We start from the raw sequence: 22,597 nt of genomic DNA, 5'->3' as shown, positions 1-22,597 counted from the left end.
CCCTACTCGGTGGGCGCCGTCTCCTCTGCCAGGGACGGCGACGGCGCGCCCGGCGTGCCGGACGGCTCGGTCCCGGTCGCCTCCGCCTCGGCGGGCGCGGTCTCGGCCGGCGCGGCTTGGGTCGGCGCAGCCTCGGTCTCCGCCGCCCCGGCAGGGGCGGAGACGGGCGCCGGGACCGGCGCGGACCCGGGCGCGTCCAGCATCTGCAACGCCCGGCGGGCGCGGTCGCCCACGGGACCCTCGCGGTCGCGGGCGATGGCGCGCAGCAGGCTCTCGCGCGCCTCGGCCTTGCGCCCGGCGGCGGCCTGGGCCTGGCCCAGCGCCAGCCAGGCCTCCGGGTCGCGGTCGTCGAGCGCCGCCACCCGCCCCGCATCGGCGAGCGCGCCGGCCAGGTCGCCGGCCTCGCCCCTCAGCCGGGCGCGCAGGCGCAGGCCGGGCAGGTCCCGGGGCATCGCCTCCAGCGCGGCGTCGAGATCGGCCAGCGCCTCCGCGTCCCGGCCGAGCGCGGCCAGCGCCTCGCCCCGCTCGCGGCGCAGCACCGGCCCGGCGCCCTCCAGCGCCAGGCCCGCGTCTGCGGCGGCCAGCGCCTCGCTCGGCTGCAGGGCGCGCAGGCGGAAGCCGGCGGCGACCTCCCACAGGGCGGCGCGCGCGGGGTCGGGCAGCGCCTCCTCGGGCGCGCGGCGGGCGGTGTCCTCGAGCCGCGCGGCGGCGGTGGCCAGCGCGCCCTGAGCCTCCAGCGCCAGCGCCTCGCAGACCGCGGCCGGCACGCCTCCGCCCCGGCGGCCCCACTCGCGCGCGACCTCGCGGGCGGCGGCGGGGTCGGTCTCGACCAGGGCCTGGCAGCGGGCGGAATCGGCGGCGCGGGCGCGGGCCTGCGCGTCGGCGTCGAGGGTCGGGTCGGGCAGCGACAGCGCCGGGGCGCCCGCGCCGAACGGGCCAAGGGCGGGGCGGGTCAGGTCGACGCCGGGCGCGGCGCCGGGGGCGGCCTGGGCCGCGGGTCCGCTTTCGGGCCTGGGGGCGGGCGCCGGCGCGCTGGCGGGCGCGGTCGTCGACGTCTGGGCGCCCGCGGCCGGCGCGGCAAGCTGGGCCGCGGCGCAGAGGGCGGCCGCCGGCAGGGCGGCGATCCATCGCATCGGGAACGATCCTCGGCTAGACGGGGGCGTCCACATCTGGCGCGGAGGCGAGGCGATGTCCACCCCCACCCCCACCCTGTTGAGCCTGGGCCACGGCTACTCGGCCCGGCGGCTCGCGCGCGACCTGCTGGCCGAAGGCTGGCGGGTGATCGGCACCACCCGCTCGGAGGCGAAGGCCGAGGCGATCCGCGCCGAGGGCGCGCAGGCGCTGGTCTGGCCCGGTCCCGACGGCGACCCGGCCGAGGCGCTGGCGCCCTGGCTGGAGGCGGCGACGCACATCCTGGTCTCCGCCGGCCCCGACGCCGAGGGCGACCCGGTGCTGCGGGCGGCCGGCGCGCGCATCGCGCAGGCGCGGCCTGCGTGGGTCGGCTACCTCTCCACCACCGGCGTCTACGGCGACCGGAGCGGCGAGTGGATCGACGAGAGCTCGCCCCGCACCCCCGCCACCCGCCGCGGCGCGTGGCGGGTGGCGGCCGAGGACGCCTGGCTGGGCCTGCACGCCTCCCACGGCCTGCCGGTGCACGTGTTCCGGCTGGCCGGCATCTACGGCCCCGGCCGCGGCCCGTTCGAGAAGGTGAGGAAGGGCGAGGCGCGGCGGATCATCAAGGAGGGGCAGGTGTTCTCGCGCATCCACGTCGACGACATCGCCGCCACCCTGCGCGCCAGCATCGCCCGCCCGAACCCCGGCGCCGCCTACAACGTCAACGACGACCTTCCCGCCCCGCCCGAGGACGTCATCGCCCATGCCGCCGAGCTGCTGGGCCTGCCGATCCCCCCCGCGATCCCCTTCGAGGAGGCGGAGATGACCCCGATGGCCCGCAGCTTCTATTCCGAGAGCAAGCGCACGAAGAACGACCGCATCAAGACCGAGCTCGGCGTCGCCCTGTCCTTCCCCACCTACCGCGAAGGCCTCGCCGCCCTCCTCGCCGAGACCCCGGAGCCCTGACGCGCCACGGCCCGCTCCCAGGCGCCCCGGCACGACGCCCACGGCCCTCGCGAAGCGCCTGTTCCCCGGAGCCGTCTCTCGCTGATGCCGTGAAGAGCGACTCGTCCGCCGGGGTCAGGGATCGCGAAGCGACCCCGCGCAAGCGGGGCTTGTCCTTGACCCCGGCGGGCGAGTCGCTCAGGCATCTTCAGCGAGAGACGGATCCGGGGAACAGGCGCGGGCCCTGTTCCTGGGTGCGTCGGGAGCGTCCTCCACACGCGCCCGAAGCGCAGCGGCCACCGATCGCGATCCCGCCCGCCCCGGGGCCCAAGCCCGCCCGCAGGGCGCCAGTAGACCGCCTCGGCTTCACAGCACCCGCAGCCGCGCCTCCCCCGCCCGCAGCTCTCCCCCGCTGCGGTCGAGGCGCAGGTGCGCGAGCCCCTCGCCCCCTGCGACGGTGTGCAGGACCCCCGCCGCGCGGCCCTCGGCGGTGAGGATCTCGGCGCCCGGCGGGGGCGCCTCGCCCTCCACCGCCACGCGCACGAGGCCGCGGCGCAGCTCGGTCTTGTGCTTCATGCGGGCGACGATCTCCTGGCCCACGTAGCAGCCCTTGCGGAAGTCGACGCCGTTCAGCCGCTCGAACCCGACTTCGAGCACGAAGGTGTCCGGGGTCAGCTCCACCCCGCTCTCGGGCGCGGCGAGGGCGACGCGCAGGGCGTCGTAGTCGGCGGGCGAGGCCGCCTCGGCCCCGGTTTCGGCCAGCGCCGCGGCGGGGTCGGGGGCGTAGAGCCGCCAGCCGAGGCCGGCGTCGCGCGGGTCGGGGACCAGCCGCGCGCCTTCGGGCGGGGTCGGCGCCTCCGCGCCCCACAGGAGGGCGACGCCCAGCGGCGCGACCTCGATCCCCACCTTGCGGCGCAGGCGGTACATGGCCAGGCGCCGGCCCAGGTCCTGAGCCTGGTCGCGGGCGACGTCGATCAGCAGATCCTCGGGGCCGTCGGCCAGCACGAAGAAGTCCGCGAGGTACTTGCCCTGCGGGGTCAGCAGCGCCGCGTAGACGGCGCGGTCGCCCTCGGCGCGGCGGATGTCGTTGGTGACCAGGTCCTGCAGGAAGCCGCGCGCCTCGGGTCCGGTCAGGCGCAGCGTCACGCGGGCGGGGACGAGGCCGTGGGGTCGGGGGGCGGGGGACATGGCGGGGCTCCGTCGACGAAAGGGGAGGGCGGGCGATACGGTCTCAGCGCGCAACATAGGGCGCCGCGGAGGCCGGCGCATCTGGGAGCGGGAGCGGAGGCACCCTGCGGGCGGGCTTGGGCCCGTGGCGGGCGGAATCGCAACTGGGTTCCCGTGCGCTCGGGGCGGGCGTCGCGGACGCTCCCGACTCACCAAGGAACAGGGCCGCGCCTGCTCCCCGGATCCGTCTCTCGCCGACGATGCCTGAGCGACTCGCCCGCCGGGGTCAAGGACAAGCCCCGCTTGCGCGGGGTCGCTTCGCGATCCCTGACCCCGGCGGGCGAGTCGCTCTGATCGGCATCGGCGAGAGACGGCTCCGGGGAACAGGCGCTCCGCGAGGGCCTTGGGCGTCGCGCCGGGGCGCCCGGGAGCGGGCGGCGCGAGAGGGGCGGCTTCGGCTCGCCTCCCGCGGCGGGCGCTGCTAGAGGGAGGGGCCTGGAACCGATGGAGCCTGCCATGACCGCCCCCGACCTGATCCTGAAGAACGGAACGGTGGTGAACCACGATGGCGAGGGGCTCGCCGACGTGGCCGTCTCGGGCGGCAGGATCGTCGACATCGGGGACCTGTCGCACCTCTCCGCGGGCGAGGTGATCGACTGCACCGGCCTGCACGTCCTGCCCGGCGTGATCGACAGCCAGGTGCATTTCCGCGAGCCGGGGGCCGAGGCGAAGGAAGACCTCGAGACCGGGGCCCGCGCCGCGGTGATGGGCGGGGTGACCGCCGTCTTCGAGATGCCCAACACCAACCCCACCACCACCACCTACGAGGCGCTCGCCGACAAGGTGGCGCGGGGGCGGGCGCGGATGGCCTGCGACTTCGCCTTCTGGTTCGGCGCCTCGGCCCAGAACGTGGATCTGCTGGCGGAGGCCGAGCGGCTGGAGGGCTGCGCCGGGATCAAGATGTTCATGGGCTCCTCCACCGGCACGCTGCTGGTGGCGGGCGACGACGACGTGCGCCGGGTGCTGGTCCATGGCCGCCGCCGCGTCGCCGTGCATTCGGAGGACGAGTTCCGGCTGGAGGAGCGCAAGCACCTGCGGGTGGAGGGCGACCCGACCTCGCACCCCGTCTGGCGCGACGCCGAGGCCGCGCGCCTGTGCACCGAGCGCCTGATCCGCCTGAGCCGCGAGACCAGCCGGCGCATCCACATCCTGCACATCTCGACCGCCGACGAGATCCCGATGCTGCAGGCCAACAAGGGCCTGGTGACCTGCGAGGCCACCCCCCACCACCTGACCTTCACCACCGACGACCACGCCCGCCTTGGGACCCTGATCCAGATGAACCCGCCGGTGCGCGACGCCAGCCACCGGGCGGGCGTCTGGGACGGGCTGCGGCGCGGCGTGATCGACGTGCTCGGCTCCGACCACGCCCCCCACGAGAGGGAGGCGAAGGAGAAGGTCTATCCCGCCACCCCCTCGGGCATGCCGGGCGTGCAGACGCTGGTGCCGGTGATGCTGGACCACGTGGCGAAGGGGAAGCTCAGCCTGCAGCGCTTCGTGGACCTGTCGAGCCACGGCCCGCAGCGGATCTTCGGCATCGCCGGCAAGGGCCGGATCGCGGCCGGGTATGACGCGGACTTCACCGTCGTCGACCTCAAGGCCCGCCGCACCATCGAGAACGACTGGATCGAGAGCCGCTGCGGCTGGACCCCCTACGCGGGGACCGAGGTGCAGGGCTGGCCCATCGGCACGATCATCCGCGGCCGCCGCGTGATGTGGGAGGACACGCTGCTCGAGCCCCGCGGCGGCGAGCCGGTGCGCTTCCAGGAAGGGTTTTCGTGACCCGCCACCCCGATGACGGGCAGGACCGCAGACCGCAGGCGCAGGACCGGGCCGAGGCGAACCCGCCGGAGGCGAGGCCGGGCGAAGCCCGGCCTGTAGAGCCCGGGCCCTCCTCCGCCCCCGAGGCCGGCCCCCCCGCGCCCTCTCGCGGCGCCGAGCCGCGCGCGCCCGCCCCGGTCCCCTCCGAGGCCGCGGGCCGCGCGCCCCTGCCCAGCGGCATGGCCATCGCCGCGGCGCGGGCGCAGGCCGGCTCCGCGCCCGCGGGCGCGCAGGAGGAGCGGACCTCCCTGATCTTTGTGGCGCTGATGGCGGCCATGGGGGCGACCAACGCGGTCGCCGTCGACATCGTGATCCCCGCCCAGGGGCTGATCGCCGAGGGCTTCGGCCTGCCCCCCGGCTCGGGCGGGCAATGGGCGGTGCTGGCGATGTTCCTGGGCGCGGCGCTGTCGCAGCTGATCCTGGGGCCGGTGGCCGACGCCTGGGGGCGGCGGCGCGCGGCCTTCCTGGGCCTGTCGCTCGCCTTCGCGGGCGGGCTGCTTGCCACGCTCGCCCCGAGCTTCGAGCTGCTGGTCGCCGCCCGCATGGTGCAGGGGCTGGGCGCCGGCGGGCTGCGCGTGGTCAGCCTCGCGATCATCCGCGACCGCTGCTCGGGCGACCGCATGGCGCGCATCGTCTCGATGCAGGCGCTGGTCTTCGAGATGATCATGTTCGTGACCCCGATCCTGGGCCAGCTGATCGTCGAGTTCGCGCACTGGCGCCTGGGCCTCGCCCTGACCGCGGTGCAGGTGGCGGGCACCGCCGTCGCCTTCCACCTGCTCCAGCCCGAGACGCTGGACCCCGCCCACCGCCGCCCGCTGGCGCTGCGCTCGGTCCTGGCGACCTACGCCGGGGTGCTCAGGATGCGCTCCGCCATGGGCGCGGCGCTGGCGATGGCGGGGGCGTTCGGGACGCTGGCGACCTTCCTCAGCTCCGCCCAGCCGATCTTCGGGGGCGTCTACGGGCTGACCTGGGGGCTGCCCGCGGTCTTCGCCGGCACCACCGTCGGCTTCGCGGTGGTGGCCGTGGTCAACGCCCGCATGGTCGGGCGGCTGGGCGCGGCGCGGATGGCGCGCATCGGGCTGTGGAGCTGGGCGGTCTCCGGCTCGCTGGCGCTGGCGCTGTTCTGGGGCGCCTTCGGGGGCGTGCCGCCGCTGTGGCTGTTCCTGGCCTGGCTGGCGCCGACGCTGGCGATGTTCGGCATCCTCTACGGCAACCTGCTGGCCGCGGCGCTGGCGCCGCTGGGGGACCGGGCGGGCTCCGCCTCCTCGGCGCTGGCGGCCTCGGGGACGCTGGCGGGGGTGGCGCTGGGCGCGCTGATGGCCGAGATCTTCGACGGCACCGTGCTGCCGATGACCGGGATGCTGGCGATCGCGGGCTTCGCGGGCCTCGCCGCCATGCGCTGGGGCGGGCTGGAGAGGATCGAGGCATGAGCGAACCGCCCCGCCGGACCGAGCCGCGCGCCGACGCCGTCCGGCCCGAGGCCGCGGGCCACGCGCCCCGCCCCTCGGGCGTCGGCGCGGCGGCGGCGGCGCGGGGCCCGGCCTCGGGCGCCGAGAAGGCGGCGGCCGGCTTCGTGCTGCTGATGGCGGCGCTGGGGGCGATGAACGCCTTCGCCGTCGACATCGTGATCCCCGCGCTCGGCCGCATCGCCGAGGGTTTCGGGATCGAGGGCGAGAGCAAGCCGCAATGGGCGATCCTGGCCATGTTCCTCGGCATGGCCTGCTCGCAGCTCTGCCTCGGGCCGGTCTCGGACCGCTTCGGGCGGCGGCCGGCGATCTTCGTGGGCATGGGGATCGCGCTGGCGGGCGGGCTGCTCGCCTCCCTCGCGCCCGGCTTCGGGTGGCTGGTGGTGGCGCGCTTCCTGCAGGGCTTCGGCACCGGCGGGCTCAGGGTGGTCAGCTACGCGATCATGCGCGACCGTTTCTCGGGCGACGAGATGGCGAGGGTCGTCTCGCTGACCAACTCGGTCTTCGTGCTGATGGTGTTCACCGCCCCCGTGGTTGGGCAGGTGATGGTCGAGTTCGCGCACTGGCGCTGGGTCTTCGCGGTGACCGCGCTGCAGGCGCTGGGCACCACGATCTGGTTCGCGCTGGCCCAGCCCGAGACGCTGGCGCGCGAGGCGCGGCGCCCGATCTCCCCCGCCGCGGTGGCGCGGACCTTCCTCGACATGCTGCGCATCCCCGCGATGCTGGCGGCGGTGATCGCCATCGCGCTGGTGTTCGGCGCCTTCGCGACCTTCCTGGGCTCGGCCCACGCGGTTCTGGGCGGGATCTACGGGCTGGAGTGGGGGCTGCCGCTCGCCTTCGGCTGCATCTCGGCCTGCTTCGGGGTGGTCAGCTTCGCCAACTCCCGCCTGGTGATGACCATCGGGGCCGGCCCGCTGACGCGCCGCGCGCTGGCGGCCTGGGCGATCTCGGGCTTCGGGGGCGCGGCCGTGTCGGCCTGGGCTTTCGACGGGGTCCCGCCGCTGGTTCCGTTCATGCTATGGCTAGGTCCGACGCTGGCGCTGTTCGGGATCCTGTTCGGGAACCTGCTGTCGATGGGACTGGCGACGATGGGGGACCGGGCAGGCTCGGCCTCCTCGGTGCTGTCGGCGTCGGGAACCTTGTGCGGGGTGGCTCTGGGGGGGCTGATGGCGGAGATCTTCGACGGAACCGTCGTGCCGCTGGCGCTGATCATCGGCGCCGCGGGCGCGGTGGGCCTGGTCGCGGTGCGCTGGGGCAAGGTCGCCTGATGGCCGCGCCGCTGTCGATCGTGATCCCCACCCTCGACGCGGTGGAGGAGATCGGGCCCTGTCTGGGCGCGCTCGCCACCGCGCTGACCGAGGGGCTGATCCGCGAGGTGATCCTGAGCGACGGCGGCTCGCGCGACGCCATCGCCGAGGTGGCGGACGCCGCCGGGGCGGTGCTGATGACAGGGCCCGCGGGGCGGGGCGGCCAGCTCGCCCGCGGGGCGCAGGCCGCGAAGGGCGAGTGGCTGCTGTTCCTGCACGCCGACACGGTGCTGTCGCCCGGCTGGTCCGCCGCCGTGCGCCGCCACATGGAGGAGCGCCCCGACCGCGCCGGCTGGTTCCGCCTGCGCTTCGACGAGCCGGGGACGCCGGCCGCGCTGGTCGCGGCCTGGGCCAATTTCCGCGCCCGGCGCCTGGGCCTGCCCTACGGCGACCAGGGCCTGCTGGTGCGCGCCGCCGACTATCGCCGCGCCGGCGGCTATCCCGACCAGCCGCTGATGGAGGACGTGAGCCTCGCGCGGCGCCTGCCGCTGGCGCCGCTGGCGGCCGAGGCGGTCACCTCCGCCCGCCGCTACCGGGCCGAGGGCTGGCTGCGCCGGGGCTGGCGCAACCTCACCACGCTGGGCCTCTACTTCCTGGGCGCGGACCCCGAGCGGCTCGCCCGCCGCTATGCCCGTTAGGCGCAGGGGCGCCCGCAAGCGCCCCCCTGCGCCCGGCGGCGGGCGTGCTCCCTCCCCCGGCGGCGCGCGGCCGACCGGGCAATCGGGCGGGCCGGAGGCCCTCGCCGCCTCCGCCCGGCCCACGGTGATCGTCTTCGCGAAGGAGCCGCGCCCCGGCCGGGTGAAGACCCGTCTCGCCCGCGGCATCGGCCGGCTGGAGGCCGCGCGCTGGCATCGCCGGCAGGCGCTGGAGGGCCTGCGCCGCCTCGCCGCCGATCCGCGGTTCCGGGTGGTGCTGGCGGTGTCGCCCGACGCCGAGGGGCTGGCGAGCCGCATCTGGCCCCCCGCCCTGCCCCGCATCCCCCAGGGCCCCGGCGACCTGGGCGTGCGCATGGCCCGCGCCCTGCGCGGCCCGGGCCGGGGGCGCTGGCGCGGGCCGGTGGCGCTGATCGGCTCCGACATCCCCGACGCCACGCCCGCCGCCCTTGCGCGCGCCTTCCGCGCCCTGGGCGGCGCCGAGGCGGTGTTCGGCCCCGCGACGGACGGCGGCTTCTGGCTGGTGGGCCTGCGCAACGGCACGGCCCTGCCCGCGCGCCTGTTCGAGGGCGCCCAGTGGTCCACGCCCCACGCGCTCGCCGACGCGCTCGCGACGCTGGGCGGGCGGCGGGCGGGGTTCGCGGATCGGTTGTCGGACGTGGACGAGGCCGGGGATCTGCCGGGCAGGCGGTGAGGCGGCGGCGCAACTGAGCGACAGGCCGCGTCATCCTCGACCACGGCGGAGCGGCGGGGGCGATGGCCGAAATTATTTTCTAATTATTTCAGTAAAGTAGATTGAATTTCGACGCAGGCCGTCGATGACGCCGCATTTCGCGGCGTCCCGCGCCCCGTCGCCGTTCGCGCCATGGCGCTTCGCCCTCCCCCCGGACGCCAAGCGGCCGCGCAGGTCCCCCCGCGCGGCCGCTCAAGTCCCGCCGACGTCGCCCTGTCAGGCGCCGCGCATGTTCTTCGCGCTCTCGGTCAGGCGCGAATACTGGCCCTGCGGGCGGTAGGCGTAGAGGTAGCTCTCGAGGATCGCCTCCATCGCGGTGGGCTCGATCCCGAGGTCCGCGAAGGTCCTGGCGTCGTCCGCGACCACGTTGTCCCGCCCCAGCTGGGCGATCATGTCCGAGGTCAGCGTCCGGTTGACGTAGAGCCCGCCCGACAGCGACTGCAGGGTCGAGAGGATCGAGGCCGGGATCCCCGCCAGCCCCGCGGGCATGTCCACGATCAGCCGGCGGCGGCGGATCAACTTCAGCATCCGCTCCAGCAGCTCGCGCAGGGTCGCGGCCTCGGGGCCGCCGAGCTCGTAGATCCCCGGCGCCGCCTCGCCGCAGGCGGCGCGGGCCGCGGCCTCGGCCACGTCGGCCACGTAGACCGGCTGCAGGCGAGTCTCGCCGCCCACGATCGGCAGCACCGGCGAGATCCGCGCCATGCCGGCGAAGCGGTTGAAGAACTCGTCCTCCATCCCGAAGATCACCGAGGGACGCAGGATCACCGCGTCGGGGAAGGCGTCGAGCACGGCCTTCTCGCCCGCGGCCTTGGTGCGGGCGTAGTCGGAGGGGCCCTCGGCGTCCGCGCCGATGGCCGAGATCTGCACGAAGGTCTTCACCCCCGCCTCGGCCGCGGCCTTCGCCACCCGGGCGGCGCCCTGCGCCTGCACCGACTCGAAGGACTGCTTGCCGGCCTCGGCCAGGATGCCCACGCAGTTGATCACCGCGTCCGCGCCCAGGCAGGCTTTGGCCACCGAGGCGTCGTCGCGGATGTTGGCCTGCACCGGCTCCACCTGGCCGACGTCGCCGTAGGGGCGCAGGAACATCGCCTCGTTCGGGCGGCGCACCGCGGCGCGGACCCGCCAGCCGCGCCGCGCCATGCGCTGCGCGACGTAGCGCCCGACGAAGCCGGAGCCGCCGAAGATGGTCACCAGAGGGGCGGACTGGGTCATGCGCCTGGCTCTCCCGATGCTGCTGCGGACCGCGCCGCCCCCGGGGGGAGGCGCGCGGTCGGAAGTTTCGCGCGGCGCGCGGGCGCGAACGCCTGCATGCGGCCACGGTTTTCCTCTAGTCTCGCAGACACGCCGGAACAAGGCGGCAATTCGACGAATCCTGCGGGGACCTCCCATGGCCAAGCGCGCGATCCAGTCTCCGACGACCGACGACGCGCCCGGAGGCGTCCTGCTGCTGGCGCTGGGCGACGGCGCCTGCGGGGCGCTGGCCGCGGCCGGCCGCCCCGGCGCCGCGGCCCTGCGCGACGAGATCTCCTGCGGGCCGCTGCCGCCGCTCGACGGCCCCGCGGACGACGCCGCCTGGGCCGGGGCGCGCGCCGCGGCCTGGCGCGCGACCCTCGACGGCCCCCCGGTCCCCGAAGCGATCGAGGGCGTGCCCGAGCCGGAACAGGCGATTCCCGCCGACCTCGCGACGCTGCGAAGAGCGCTGGCCGAGGCCGGGACGGTGGAGTTCGCCATGGCCGCTTCGCTGCAGGAGATCCTGGCGCTGGCGTTCCTCGCGCGCCTCGCCGGGCAGGAGGGCGCGCTCGACCGCCTCCATGTCCGCGTCCACGCGGGGCCCGAGGCCGCCGACCCGGTGGCCTCCGCCCTGGGCGACGGCGCCGGCGGGGCCTCGGGCGGGCTCGCGACCCTGCCGCCCGCGCTGCTGGCCGCGGCCCCGCCCGCGCGCCCCGTCGCGCCGATGGCCGAGGCGCTGGCCGAGATCTGGGCCGCCGCCGCCTCCGACCCCACGGACCTGCCCCGCCTCGCCGCCCGCGCGCCTGGCGCCTGGCCGCTGCCGGGCGTCGCCGCGGCCCTGGCGGCGCGGCTGGCGCGCTTCCCCTCGGCCGAGTCCGGCCTGGCGCGCGAGGACGCCCTGCTGCTGGCCGCCGCCGGGGACGACTGGACGCCGGCGCGCAAGATCCTCGGCGCCGCCCTGCGCGCCAACGTCGGCCCCGACCGGCTGGGGGACCTGTGGCTTGCGAAACTGCTGGGGGAGCTCGCCGACCCCGAGATCGCCCCGCCGGCGCTGGAATGGAAGGGCGCGGGCCGCAGCCTGCGCGGCGCGAAGCTGCGCCGGACCGAGCTGGGCCGCCGCCTGCTGGCCGGCGAGGCCTTCCGCCTGACCGAGGGGCGCTTCCGCCGCGACGTGGGCGGCGCGCGGCTCGACCTGCCCGAAGGCCGCCTGTGGCTGCGCGAAGGCCGCGAGCTTCGCCCCTGGCGCGGCTGACGCCCGGGGCCTGAATCGGGGGGAGATTCGCCCCGCCCCTATGCGATTCCCCCGCCGCGGGACCTCCGCCGCGGCCGCGCCCTCCCCGCGCTCCGCCCCCGCCGCGCATCGCCGCGATCCGCCTGACGCAGCGGCCCGCGGCTCCGCGCCGGGGTGCGGCGCGATGGACGAGGGCCGTGGGCGAAAAGGCTTCGGAAAATCCGCTCGACCCCCGTTGACACCCCCCGCGCCACCCAATAAATCCCCGCTCCACGACACCTGCCCAGGTGGCGGAATTGGTAGACGCGCCAGCTTCAGGTGCTGGTTTCCGTATGGAAGTGGAAGTTCGAGTCTTCTCCTGGGCACCAGTCGCTTCCGCCCCGCCGAGCATCCCTCGGCGGGGCGGTCGCGTTTCAGGCCCCCCGACATCTCCCGCCCCGAGGCGCGCGCGCCGATGACCTGCCGGATCGAGGACATCGTCGCCTTCGTGCGCGAGGAGACCGCGGGCCGCGGCCCGATCGGCCCGCGGACCACGCTGGGCGACCTGGGCGTCGAGGGCGACGACCACGTCGACCTGATGCAAGGCTACGCCGAGCGCTTCGGCGTGAGCCTCGACGGCTATCGGTGGTATTTCCATCATGGCGAGGAAGGCTGGAACCTCGGCGCGCTGTTCGTCCGCCCGCCCCACGCGCGCCTCCCCCGGATCGAGATCGACATGGAGCTGCTGCGCCGCTCGGCCGAGGCGGGGCGCTGGCTGGTCGACTATCCGCCCCACGCGCCGCCCGGGGCGCGCCCGGACATCGCCTTCAACCGGGTCCTGGCGCTGGGTCTGGGGCTGCTGCTGCTGGCCGCGCTGCTGTTCTGAGCCCGCCCCGAATCGCCGTCCCGGTTGATCTTCGCCCCGCCAGCGGGCATGACCGGCGCCGACGCGGGCCGGCGTGACGGCTCGGACGGCCGGAGGCTCGCGATGACCATCCATTCCCACGAGGGCGATCTGCCCGACGGGCTCGACCTGGGCCCCGTCGTCGCCATCGACACCGAGACCATGGGCCTGCGCCCCCACCGCGACCGGCTGTGCGTGGTGCAGCTCTCGGCCGGGGACGGGGACGCGCACGTGGTGCGCATCCCGCTCGACAGCCCCCGCGCCCCGAACCTCGAGAAGATGCTGGCCGACCCGAACGTGCTGAAGCTGTTCCACTTCGGCCGCTTCGACATCGCCGTCATGGCCCATCGCTGGGGCGTCGTGGCGCGGCCCGTGTGGTGCACCAAGATCGCCTCGAAGCTGGTGCGCACCTACACCGACCGCCACGGGCTGAAGAACCTGTGCGCCGAGCTTCTGGGCGTCGACATGTCCAAGGTCCAGCAGAGCTCGGACTGGGGCGCGGACAGGCTGAGCGACGCGCAGCTGGAGTACGCGGCCTCCGACGTCCTGCACCTGCACCGGCTGAAGGCGGAGCTCGAGACCCGGCTCGCGCGGGAGGGGCGCCTTGAAATCGCGGCCCGCTGTTTCGATTTCCTGCCGGACCGGGCGGCCCTCGATCTCGCGGGCTGGCCGGAAGAGGACATCTTCGCCCACTGAGCCCCCCGCATCCCCTCCGGCCCCCTGAACGCGAGAAGGCGGAACGCCCGTGACCCAGACCCAAGCAGCCGAAGACCGCTCCCCCGCCGAGGCGCGCGCCAAGGACATGGAGATCGGCCGCCGCGTGCTGCGGCTGGAGGCCGAGGCGCTGGCCGGCTTCGCGCAGACGCTGGGCGACAGCTTCGCCGACGCGATCGAGATGATGCTGGCCTGCGAGGGCCGGATCGTCGTCTGCGGCATGGGCAAGTCGGGCCACGTGGGGCGCAAGATCTCGGCCACGCTCGCCTCCACCGGCACGCCCTCGTTCTTCCTGCACCCGGCCGAGGCCTCGCACGGCGATCTCGGGATGCTGACCCGCTCCGACGTGGCGCTGGTGCTGTCGAACTCCGGCGGCACGCCCGAGCTCGCGGACGTGATCGCGCACTGCAAGCGCTTCGCGATCCCGCTGATCGGCATGGCCTCGCGCCCCGAATCCGCGCTGCTGGTGCAGTCGGACGTGGCGCTGCTGCTGCCGCGCGCGCCCGAGGCGTGCTCGGTCGGCCTCGCCCCCACCACCTCGACCACGCTGGCGCTGGCGCTGGGCGACGCGCTGGCCGTGGCGCTGATGGAGCGGCGGCACTTCACCGCCGAGGGGTTCCGCGTCTTCCATCCCGGCGGCAAGCTGGGCGCGCAGCTGATCAAGGTGCGCGACCTGATGCACGCGGGCGCCGAGATGCCGCTGGTCTCCGAAGACGCCTCGATGCGCGACGTGCTGCTGATCATGAGCCAGAAGGGCTTCGGCATCGCCGGGGTCACCGGGCCCGACGGCGGGCTGGTCGGCGCGATCACCGACGGCGACCTCCGGCGCAACATGGACGGGCTGCTGGACCGCAAGGCCGGCGAGGTCTGCTCGCGCGATCCGCGCACCATCCGCCCCGACGCGCTCGCCTCCGAGGCGCTGGCGGTGATGAACCGGCGCGAGCGGCCGGTGCTGTGCATCTTCGTCGCCGACCCCGCCGCGGGCCCCGCGCCCGTGGGCATCGTGCATGTCCACGACTGCCTGCGCGCCGGGGTCGACGGCGGCGCCGGCGCGGGGGGATGAGCCGATGCCGCCGACCCCGCGGCGCGACGTCTCGGCCTATTCGCGGCTGGTCCGGCGGCTGAAGATCGGCCTGCCGCTGCTGGCGCTGGCGCTGCTGTCGGCGATCTTCCTGCTGCCCGGGCGCGACGATCTCGACCTCGGGCTGATCTACTCGTCGGCCGACCTGATCCAGCTGGGCGAGGGGCTCTCGGTCTCCAATCCCCGCATCGAGGGTTCGACCGCCCAGGGAGAGCCCTTCGTGGTCGAGGCCGAGCGCGCCACCCCCGACGGGCCGGACCCGAAGCTGGTGGAGCTCGACGCCGTGCGCGCGGCCTTCACCCAGGCGGAGGGGCGGCGGATCACGGTCGCGGCCGCCCATGGCTCGCTGCGGCCCAAGGACCAGCTTCTGGCGCTGGACGGCGCGGTGACCATGACCACCTCGGATGGCTACGAGGTGACGACGGACCGGATCGAGGCGAACCTGAAGGCGGGCGAGGCCTCGGCCCCCGGCCCGGTCAGCGCCAGGGGTCCCGCCGGCTCGATCGAGTCCGGCTCCTTCCGGGCGCGCCGGGTCGAGGCGGGAGAGCCCGGTTCGGACACGCTTGGCGACGCAGAGCCGGGCGACTATCTTTGGTTCGAGAACGGCGTCCGGGTCACCTGGACGCCGGCGGCCGCCGGCGAATGACGCAAGGCGGGCGGGGGGAAACGGGCCGCGGGCGCGCATCCTGCGCGCAGGCCCTGCGATACGGGACGTCGAGCATGACCTTCGAAATGGCGCCGCGCCGTCGGCTCGCGGCGATCGTCGCGGCGGCCGCGATCGCGGCCGGCGCGCAGGGCGCGGCTGCGCAGTCCGGCGACAACCCCTTCGGCTCGTTCAAGCACGACAGCACCCAGCCGATCGAGATCACCGCCGACAGCCTTGCGGTGAACAACCAGGCCCAGACCGCCACCTTCACCGGCGAGGTCGTCGCCGGCCAGGGCACGCTGCGCCTGACCGCGGACAAGGTCACCGTGAACTACGGCGGCGCCGGCGGCGGCCAGGCCTCCTCCCAGGGCACCGGCGAGATCGAGAAGCTGCGCGCCGAGGGTTCGGTGTTCCTGTCGTCGGGCGCCGAGACGGCGAAAGGCGAGTGGGCGGAATACGACGTCTCGAACGGCGTGGTGACCATGGGCGGCGACGTGGTGCTGACCCAGGGCGAGAACGCGATCTCCGGCCAGTCGCTGCGAATCGACCTCAACGCGGGCGTCGGCGAGATCTCCGGCGGCCGGGTGAAGAGCGTGTTCTCCCCGCCCTCGCAGAACGGCGGCTGAGCGCGATGGCCGACGGCGAGACCGGATTCCGCGCCGCCGAGGCCGAGGCGCAGGCGCGCGCGGCCGCCGGCGGGCTGGTCGCGCGGTCGATCGGCAAGGCCTATCGCCGCCGGCCGGTGGTGCGCGACGTCTCGCTGAGCCTGCACCGGGGCGAGGTGGTGGGCCTGCTGGGCCCCAACGGCGCGGGCAAGACCACCTGCTTCTACATGATGACCGGCCTGGTCCCCGCCGACGCCGGCCGGATCGAGATCGACGGCGCCGACGTGACCGAGCTGCCGATGTATCGCCGCGCCCGCCTGGGCCTGGGCTATCTGCCTCAGGAAGCGAGCATTTTCCGCGGCCTGACGGTCGAGGAGAACATCCTCGCGGTGCTCGAGCTGCACGTGCAGCACGGCGCCCAACGCCACGCGCGCCTCGACCAGCTGCTGGCCGAGTTCTCGATCACCCACCTGCGCCGCACCCCCGCCCAGGCCCTGTCGGGCGGCGAGCGGCGGCGCGTCGAGATCGCGCGCTGCCTCGCCTCCGACCCTTCCTATGTGCTGCTGGACGAGCCCTTCGCGGGCGTCGATCCGATCGCGGTGGGCGAGATCCGCACGCTGGTGTCGCACCTCAAGGACCGGGGCATCGGGGTCTTGATCACCGACCATAACGTGCGCGAAACTCTCGGCATCATCGACCGGGCATACATCTTGCATGAAGGTCACGTCCTGATGAGCGGGACGCCTGAGCAGGTGGTCGCGGACGCGGATGTCCGCCGGGTCTATCTCGGCGAGGGGTTCCGCATCTGACGCGACGGAGGGACCCGCCCGGTCCTTGATCGGTCCGCCTCGCAGGAGGGGGGCCGCGAGGGGAGAGAAAGGGGTGGGGAGCGACGGCCGCATGATCGGACCGCGCCTGGAACTGCGCACGTCTCAGCAGCTGGTGATGACGCCCCAGCTGCAGCAGGCGATCAAGCTTCTCCAGATGTCGAACCTGGAGCTCGGCCGCTTCGTCGACGAGGCGATCGAACGCAACCCCCTGCTCGACCGCGCGCCCGAGGCCGAGAGCGGCGACGCCCCCGAACCCAAGCGCGAGAGCGCCGAGCGCCTGGCCCCCGCCGACGCGGCGCTGCGCGACGGCGCGCCCGACAGCTCCAGCCAGTACGAGACCGGCGCCGAACAGCTCTACGCCCCCGAGGGGGCCGGCGGGCGGGAGGGGCTGGGCGAGGCCGCCCCCGCCTCGACCTGGACCGCGCCGATCGCCCGCCCGGGCTCGGGCGGCGTGGGCGCCGAACTCCCCCCGCTGGAGGAGACGCTGGGCGCCGAGACCACGCTGATCGAGCATCTGGCCGGCCAGCTCTCCCTGATCCGCGCGCCGCGCACCACGATCAACGCCGCCATGGCGCTGGCCGCCGACATCGACGAGGCCGGCTACCTGCGCATCGACCCCGAGGAGGCCGCGCGGCGCCTGGGCGTCTCCGACCAGGTCCTCGACGACGCCATCGGCCTGCTGCACCAGTGCGAGCCGGCGGGCATCGGGGCGCGCAGCCTCGCGGAATGCCTCGCGCTCCAGCTCGCCGAGAAGGACCGGCTGGACCCCGCCATGCAGGCGATGGTCGACAACCTGCCGCTGCTGGCGCGGGCCGACTTCAAGGCGCTGAGCCGGATCTGCGGCGTGGACGAGACCGACGTGCGCGAGATGGCGGCCGAGATCCGCGCGCTCGACCCCCGCCCGGGGCGCGAGTTCACCGCGCCCCCCGCGCTCGCCGCCGTGCCCGACGTCTTCATCAAGCGCGGCCCCGACGGCGGCTGGGTGGTGGAGCTGAACACCGACACCCTGCCCCGGGTGCTGGTCGACAACGCCTATGCCGCGACGCTGGCGAAGGGCGGGGACGAGAAGGCGAAGGCCTTCGTCTCCGAATGCCGCCAGTCCGGCGGCTGGCTGGTCCGCTCCCTCGAGCAGCGCGCCCGCACCATCCTGCGCGTCGCGGTCGAGATCGCCCGCCGGCAGGAGGCCTTCTTCGAGGAGGGCGTCGCCGCGCTGCGCCCGATGACCCTGCGCATGGTCGCCGACGAGATCGGCATGCACGAGAGCACCGTCAGCCGCGTCGCCGCCGGCAAGCACCTGGCCTGCGAGCGGGGCATTTTCGAGCTGCGCTGGTTCTTCACCCAGGCGCTGGCCTCCACCGACGGGGGGGAGGCGCACTCCGCCACCGCGATCCGCGACCGGATCAAGTCGCTGATCGACGCCGAGGAGCCGCGCAAGACCCTCTCGGACGACCGATTGACCTCAATTCTCCGCAACGACGGCGTGGATATTGCGCGACGTACTGTCGCGAAATATCGTGAGGGCATGAACATCCCGTCGTCGGTGCAGCGCAGACGTCTCAAGACCGCGGCCGCGGCCTCCTGAAGGGGGGCGCGGCGGAGCAGGCGAGCGGTGGGATGACCTTCCGCATAGCTCGCAAACCGCCTCCGCGCTCCCTAGATGAGAAGGACACGGCCGCCAGACGCGGCGCAGCCGATCGTCCGGCGGCCGGGATGGCCGGGGAGGGCGTTCGTGCCCCCCTCGGCGGCCAAGAGTGGAGGTCGGCCAGAATGCACATCCAGGTGAACGGCAAGCAGATCGACGTCGGCGAGGCGCTTCGGGGCCATGTCGAGGATCGTTTTCTCGCGGCCGTCGGAAAATACGCCGAGAATCCAATCGACAGCACGGTGACCTTCTCCCGCGATCGGCATGAGATCGTGTGCGACGCCACCGCCCACCTGTCCACCGGCATGGTGGCCAAGGCGAAGGGCAAGGCGACCGATCCCTACGCCGCCGCCGAAAGCGCCTGCGACCGTCTGGAGAAGCAGCTGCGCCGCTACAAGCGCCGCCTGAAGGACCACCACAAGGAGCGTCCGAATCCGATTCCGGCCCTGGAAGCCCCCGGCTACATCCTGCAGGGCGCGGCCGACGACGCCCACCACGACGACGACTGGGAGGAGCCCGCGAGCCTCGATCCCATGATCATCGCCGAAATGCGCCACCCCGTTCAGCACCTTACGGTGGGCGAGGCGGTGATGGCGATGGAGATGGCGGACGAGCAGTTCCTTCTGTTCAAGAACAATTCCCATGGCGGGATCAACGTGGTATTCCGCCGGCCCGACGGAAACATCGGGTGGATCGATCCTGCGAATCTGCCCGAAGGCTGAGTAAACCGGAACGTGAGCGAGATCGGACTTGAAGTCCGACGAGGCCGGCGCGATGCGCGCGCCGGCCGACAGCAGTTCCCGGCAGACCGAGAGACAGGCGTTATGACACTCGAGCAACTGATCGGGCCGGAGGCGCTCGCCCCCGCCCTGCGCGCCTCGAGCAAGAAGCAGCTCCTGCAGGAACTGGCGGCCCGCGCGGCGGACCGTTTCAACCTGGACGCGCGCGAGGTGTTCGAGGCCCTGATGGACCGCGAACGCCTGGGACCCACGGCCATGGGCCGCGGCGTCGCGATCCCCCATGCGCGGCTGAAGTCCGCGCCGCGGATCATGGGCTACTTCGCCCGGCTCGAGAAAGGCGTCGACTTCGACGCCGCGGACGGGGCGCCGGTGGACCTGGTGTTCCTGCTGCTGGCCCCCGAGGATGCGGGCGCCGACCACCTGCGGGCGCTGGCCCGCGTCTCGCGCCTGCTGCGCGACGAGGGCCGCTGCGCCAAGCTGCGCTCGACCCAGGACGCCAACGCGCTCTACGCCATCCTGGTCGAGACCCTGACCACCGACGCCGCCTGAGGCCCTTCGCCCGCGTCGTCCCCTCCCCCCGCCTTCCGCGCTCCGGCCGCATCCCCCGGGCCCGCTTCCGCGGGCGCCGCGCCCCCGGCCTCGCGCCCGTCGCGGCCGGGCGCCGGCGCGGCGGACCGGCGTCGGCGCGGATGGCGGGCGGGGACGGCGGCGGGCCGGGCGCCCGGGCGGCGCGGCCCCCGCCGGCTCGGCCGGGTTCGCCCTGCGCGCCCGGCGCCGACGTGCTAGGTTGGGGCCGCGGGCTAGGATGACGGAGAGGCGCGATGGAGTTCCTGGCCTCGGTCGGGGTGGCGCTGGCGGCGGGGGCGGGGATCTTCGCCGTGCTGGCGGCGGTTACCTGGAACTGGGACGCCGGCCTTTTGACCCGCACCGCGCGCGACCTGGCGCAGGCGCTCGCCGCCCCCGGCGCCGGCGACGGCCCGGCCGAGCGCTCGGCGAAGCAGGCCGCGGCGCGGGCGGCGAGCGAGGCCTTCCTGCGCGCGGCCCTGGGACCGGAGGCGCCCTTCGTACGCTTCGCCCTGCGCGCCGCGACCGCCTCGGCCGGGGCGCTGGCGGCGATGACGCTGATCTATTTCCTCTCGATCCCCGGCCTGCCCGTCGACTTCTTCACCGACGGGACCTCGCTGAAGCTGCTGCTGCGGCAGGTGGCGCTGAACGGGTTCGTCTCGGCCTTCCTTGTCACCTGGGCCTCCTGGGCGGTGGGGGGCGCGATGATCCCGCGCCTGGCGGGCGCGGGGCCGGGGCGGCTGGCGCTGCACATCGTCTTCGACATCGCCTTCAAGCTGGCGCTGCTGTGCGGGCTGAGCGCGGTGATCTTCGCGCTCTTCGCCAAGGTCTTCGGCAGCTTCGGCGGCTCGCCCGCCGTCGCCGTCTCGGTGGTGCCGGAGACGATCGCGGCGGCGCTGCAGTTCCGGGCGCTGTCGGGGGCGCAGGTCTACGCCGCGCTGCTGTCGGGCTTCCCGTGGTTCCTGCTGATGACGCTGCGGCTGGCGGGGGCGCGGCCCTGGACCGCCGAGCTGTGGCGGCGGGTCGAGCGGACGGCGCCCATCGCCGACCGACCCTTCCGCTTCCTCGGCCTCCTGCTGGCGGCGTTCTGCGCGCTCTCGGGCCTCGCGGCGGCGCAGATGCTGCGCACGCTGCGCGACGTCTCGGGCTGGTGAGTCCGCGCCCGGCCTTCCCCCGCGACAGGCGCCGCGGGCCGGGTTGATCGCGCGCAGCCCGCGTGCGAGGGATGCCGGGCGCGCCGATTTCACGGACGAAGGGCGCGCCGGCGCGACCCGTCCCGGGGCGCCGGGCCGACCCAAGGAGGACCGACATGACCCGTCTGCTTCCCGCCGCCTTCGCGGCGGTTCTTCTCGCCTCTCCCGCCTTCGCCCATGCCGGCGCCGGGGCCCATGGCTCGCTGGGCGCGGGGCTCGCGCATCCGCTGACGGGCGTCGACCACCTGCTGGCGATGGTCGCGGTGGGCCTGTGGGCGAGCCAGGTGGGCGGCCGGGCGATCTGGATGATGCCGGCGGCCTTCGCCGCGGCGATGGCGGCGGGCTACGGCCTGGCGCTGGCGGGCGTGAGCCTGCCCTCGGTCGAGCCGATGATCGCCGCCTCCGTCATCGCGCTGGGCCTGCTGGCCGCGACCGCCACCCGGCTCGACGCCGGCGTCGGCGCGGCGCTGGCCGCGGTCTTCGCGCTGTTCCACGGCGCGGCCCATGGGGCCGAGGTGGGCGCGGCCGACGCCGCCGTCTTCGGGCTCGGCTTCCTCGCCTCCACCGCGGCGCTGCTGGGCGTGGGCCTGGGCTTGGGGCGCGTGCTGGCCTCGCCCCGCGTCGCGCGCGTGCTGGGCGGGCTGACCGCCGCCGCCGGGCTGGGCCTCGCCTTCGCCTGAGCGCGGCTCCCTGCCGGAATGACGAAGGGGCGCCCGCCGGGCGCCCCTTTTCGTGTCCGCCCCCGGTCGGCCGGGCCGTCAGCGCCCCTCCAGCGCCGGGCCCAGGAAGTCGCGGCTGATCGCGACGGGCAGCTCCCAGGCGTCGGGGCGGTTGCAGTTCCCGGCCAGCACGATCATCGCCAGGTTCAGGCCCCGGTTGATCGACAGCCGCTGCCCGCCGTTGCCGAAGCCCGCCGCCCAGGGCGGCGCCTCGCCCGGCGCCGTCCACCAGAAACAGCCGTAGCCGGGATCGAACTCGGCGGGCCCGGTGGGCGCCCGCGGCCGGAAGCTCTCCTCGATCCATTCGGCCGGGACCACATGCCGCCCGTCCGGCGCCCGCCCCTCCGCCAGCAGCATCGCGGCGAGCTTCGCCAGCTCCCTGGGCGTCATGCGCAGCCCCGAGGCGGCCGAGGGCGTGCCGTCGAAGCCCCGCGTCCAGCTCCAGTCCTCGATCCCCAGCGGCGCGAACAGCCGCGCGCGGGCATAGGCGTCGAGCTCCATCCCCGTCCCCCGCGCGATCAGCGCCCCCACCAGCGCCGTCGCCCCGCCGGAGTAGGTCCACCGCTCCCCCGGCGCCTCCACCACCGGCCGGTCGAGGGCGAAGCGCAGCCGGTCGTCGGCCATCTCCATCGCGATCTCGGAGTTGCGGGGGTCCGAGAAGGGCAGGCTCTCGTCCCATTCGAGCCCCAGGGTCATGGTCAGCGCATGGCGCACCAGGATCGCCCGGCGCGCGGGATCGGCGGCGAGGTCGGGATAGTCCGGAAACGCCTCCACCAGCGGCGCGTCGAGCGCGGGCACGAGCCCCTCCTCCAGCGCGATGCCGTAGAGCAGCCCCACCAGGCTCTTGGTCACCGAGCGCAGGTCGTGCAGCGTGTCGGGCCCGTGCGCGACGATTCCCAGGTCCTGGCCCCAGGCCTCGTCGGGGCCGGGGAAATAGGCCTCGGCGAAGGTCTCGCCGTCCTTCAGGACCAGCACGGCGTGCAGCCCCGCCAGCTCGCCCGCCGCGTGGGCCTCGGCCAGTCGTTGTTCCATGCGCGCGCCTCCCGGATCCGCGGCCGCGGGCGCGGCGAGCAGCGCCGCGCAGGCGGCGGCGCGCAGAATGCGTCGGATCATGCAATGCTCCGGAAATCCCGCGCGCAGCCTCGCATGGGGCCTCCAGCGGAGCCATCGGGAAATCCCGCTCCGCCTCTCCGGGCGCCGCGCGCAGCGCCCCCCGAGACGAGCCCCGCCTCGGCGAGGCTCCCCCCGTCAGGG

22 protein-coding genes and 1 tRNA gene are annotated in these 22,597 nt (G+C 75.0%); 19 read left to right on the top strand and 4 right to left on the bottom strand.

Annotated features, from left to right (window positions below):
• Positions 1-2: 2 nt before the first annotated feature.
• Complete coding sequence (locus tag P2H44_RS12895) at positions 3-1,133, bottom strand: hypothetical protein (protein ID WP_275763980.1); 1,131 nt, start codon at positions 1,131-1,133, stop codon at positions 3-5.
• A 55-nt stretch (positions 1,134-1,188) separates the two neighbouring features.
• Between P2H44_RS12895 and P2H44_RS12890 the strand changes: the two genes are divergently transcribed.
• Positions 1,189-2,079 (top strand): SDR family oxidoreductase, encoded by an 891-nt coding sequence (locus P2H44_RS12890; protein ID WP_275763978.1) that lies wholly within the window; start codon positions 1,189-1,191, stop codon positions 2,077-2,079.
• A 345-nt stretch (positions 2,080-2,424) separates the two neighbouring features.
• On the opposite strand, the gene ygfZ is transcribed toward P2H44_RS12890, so the two are convergent.
• A complete protein-coding gene (gene ygfZ / locus P2H44_RS12885) occupies positions 2,425-3,246 on the bottom strand; it encodes a CAF17-like 4Fe-4S cluster assembly/insertion protein YgfZ (protein ID WP_275763977.1) in 822 nt (273 codons plus the stop codon).
• A 495-nt stretch (positions 3,247-3,741) separates the two neighbouring features.
• On the opposite strand from ygfZ, the gene P2H44_RS12880 reads away from it, so the two are divergent.
• The 5 genes from P2H44_RS12880 to P2H44_RS12860 all read left to right on the top strand — a co-directional run bounded on the left by P2H44_RS12880 (position 3,742) and on the right by P2H44_RS12860 (position 9,226).
• The gene (locus P2H44_RS12880) at positions 3,742-5,067 is read left to right on the top strand and encodes a dihydroorotase (RefSeq protein ID WP_275763975.1); all 1,326 of its coding nucleotides are present in this window, start codon (positions 3,742-3,744) and stop codon (positions 5,065-5,067) included.
• Positions 5,064-6,536: an MFS transporter gene (locus P2H44_RS12875; RefSeq protein WP_275763974.1), complete on the top strand. Its 1,473-nt coding sequence runs from the start codon at positions 5,064-5,066 to the stop codon at positions 6,534-6,536. The genes P2H44_RS12880 and P2H44_RS12875 overlap by 4 nt, the downstream gene beginning before the upstream one ends.
• A complete protein-coding gene (locus P2H44_RS12870) occupies positions 6,533-7,840 on the top strand; it encodes an MFS transporter (RefSeq protein ID WP_275763973.1) in 1,308 nt (435 codons plus the stop codon). The genes P2H44_RS12875 and P2H44_RS12870 overlap by 4 nt, the downstream gene beginning before the upstream one ends.
• Entirely contained in the window at positions 7,840-8,517 is a 678-nt protein-coding gene (locus P2H44_RS12865; RefSeq protein ID WP_275763972.1) for a TIGR04283 family arsenosugar biosynthesis glycosyltransferase, read from the top strand. The genes P2H44_RS12870 and P2H44_RS12865 overlap by 1 nt, the downstream gene beginning before the upstream one ends.
• Positions 8,518-8,641: 124 nt before the next feature.
• Complete coding sequence (locus P2H44_RS12860) at positions 8,642-9,226, top strand: TIGR04282 family arsenosugar biosynthesis glycosyltransferase (protein ID WP_275763971.1); 585 nt, start codon at positions 8,642-8,644, stop codon at positions 9,224-9,226.
• 255 nt (positions 9,227-9,481) lie between these two features.
• Here the strand turns inward: P2H44_RS12860 and P2H44_RS12855 are convergent, their stop codons facing one another.
• Positions 9,482-10,477 (bottom strand): complex I NDUFA9 subunit family protein, encoded by a 996-nt coding sequence (locus tag P2H44_RS12855; protein WP_275763970.1) that lies wholly within the window; start codon positions 10,475-10,477, stop codon positions 9,482-9,484.
• A gap of 175 nt (positions 10,478-10,652) precedes the next feature.
• Here P2H44_RS12855 and P2H44_RS12850 point away from each other — a divergent pair, with 175 nt between their 5' ends.
• The 13 genes from P2H44_RS12850 (at position 10,653) to P2H44_RS12790 (ending at position 21,304) form a co-directional block, all read left to right on the top strand.
• Positions 10,653-11,747: a hypothetical protein gene (locus P2H44_RS12850; RefSeq protein WP_275763969.1), complete on the top strand. Its 1,095-nt coding sequence runs from the start codon at positions 10,653-10,655 to the stop codon at positions 11,745-11,747.
• 260 nt (positions 11,748-12,007) lie between these two features.
• A tRNA-Leu gene (locus tag P2H44_RS12845) sits at positions 12,008-12,094 on the top strand.
• Positions 12,095-12,180: 86 nt separating this feature from the next.
• Positions 12,181-12,591, top strand: a complete 411-nt coding sequence (locus P2H44_RS12840; protein ID WP_275763968.1) for a DUF1493 family protein — start codon at positions 12,181-12,183, stop codon at positions 12,589-12,591.
• Positions 12,592-12,693: 102 nt separating this feature from the next.
• Positions 12,694-13,305, top strand: a complete 612-nt coding sequence (locus tag P2H44_RS12835) for a ribonuclease D (RefSeq protein WP_275763967.1) — start codon at positions 12,694-12,696, stop codon at positions 13,303-13,305.
• Between the two features lie 106 nt (positions 13,306-13,411).
• Entirely contained in the window at positions 13,412-14,386 is a 975-nt protein-coding gene (locus tag P2H44_RS12830) for a KpsF/GutQ family sugar-phosphate isomerase (RefSeq protein ID WP_275764582.1), read from the top strand.
• A 4-nt stretch (positions 14,387-14,390) separates the two neighbouring features.
• Positions 14,391-15,050 (top strand): LPS export ABC transporter periplasmic protein LptC, encoded by a 660-nt coding sequence (gene lptC / locus P2H44_RS12825; protein ID WP_275763966.1) that lies wholly within the window; start codon positions 14,391-14,393, stop codon positions 15,048-15,050.
• Positions 15,051-15,124: 74 nt separating this feature from the next.
• Positions 15,125-15,676: a lipopolysaccharide transport periplasmic protein LptA gene (lptA, locus tag P2H44_RS12820; protein ID WP_275763964.1), complete on the top strand. Its 552-nt coding sequence runs from the start codon at positions 15,125-15,127 to the stop codon at positions 15,674-15,676.
• Positions 15,677-15,681: 5 nt separating this feature from the next.
• On the top strand, positions 15,682-16,464 hold the full coding sequence (gene lptB / locus P2H44_RS12815; protein ID WP_275763962.1) for an LPS export ABC transporter ATP-binding protein: 783 nt from the start codon (positions 15,682-15,684) through the stop codon (positions 16,462-16,464).
• Positions 16,465-16,555: 91 nt separating this feature from the next.
• Positions 16,556-18,067, top strand: coding sequence for an RNA polymerase factor sigma-54 (rpoN, locus tag P2H44_RS12810; protein WP_275763960.1), 1,512 nt, complete (start codon positions 16,556-16,558; stop codon positions 18,065-18,067).
• Positions 18,068-18,252: 185 nt separating this feature from the next.
• Positions 18,253-18,849: a ribosome hibernation-promoting factor, HPF/YfiA family gene (hpf, locus tag P2H44_RS12805; protein WP_275763958.1), complete on the top strand. Its 597-nt coding sequence runs from the start codon at positions 18,253-18,255 to the stop codon at positions 18,847-18,849.
• 102 nt (positions 18,850-18,951) lie between these two features.
• Positions 18,952-19,416 (top strand): PTS IIA-like nitrogen regulatory protein PtsN, encoded by a 465-nt coding sequence (ptsN, locus tag P2H44_RS12800; RefSeq protein ID WP_275763957.1) that lies wholly within the window; start codon positions 18,952-18,954, stop codon positions 19,414-19,416.
• A 272-nt stretch (positions 19,417-19,688) separates the two neighbouring features.
• Positions 19,689-20,585, top strand: coding sequence for a hypothetical protein (locus P2H44_RS12795; RefSeq protein ID WP_275763956.1), 897 nt, complete (start codon positions 19,689-19,691; stop codon positions 20,583-20,585).
• Positions 20,586-20,740: 155 nt separating this feature from the next.
• Positions 20,741-21,304, top strand: coding sequence for a HupE/UreJ family protein (locus P2H44_RS12790; protein WP_275763955.1), 564 nt, complete (start codon positions 20,741-20,743; stop codon positions 21,302-21,304).
• A gap of 78 nt (positions 21,305-21,382) precedes the next feature.
• Here the strand turns inward: P2H44_RS12790 and P2H44_RS12785 are convergent, their stop codons facing one another.
• Positions 21,383-22,456, bottom strand: a complete 1,074-nt coding sequence (locus P2H44_RS12785) for a serine hydrolase domain-containing protein (RefSeq protein ID WP_275763954.1) — start codon at positions 22,454-22,456, stop codon at positions 21,383-21,385.
• Between the last annotated feature and the right edge of the window lie 141 nt (positions 22,457-22,597).

Source organism: Albimonas marina, from assembly GCF_029223255.1.
Taxonomy (GTDB): Bacteria; Pseudomonadota; Alphaproteobacteria; order Rhodobacterales; family Rhodobacteraceae; genus Albimonas.
Note: the sequence above shows the minus strand (reverse complement) of the source record. Positions and strands in the feature narration are given on the sequence as shown.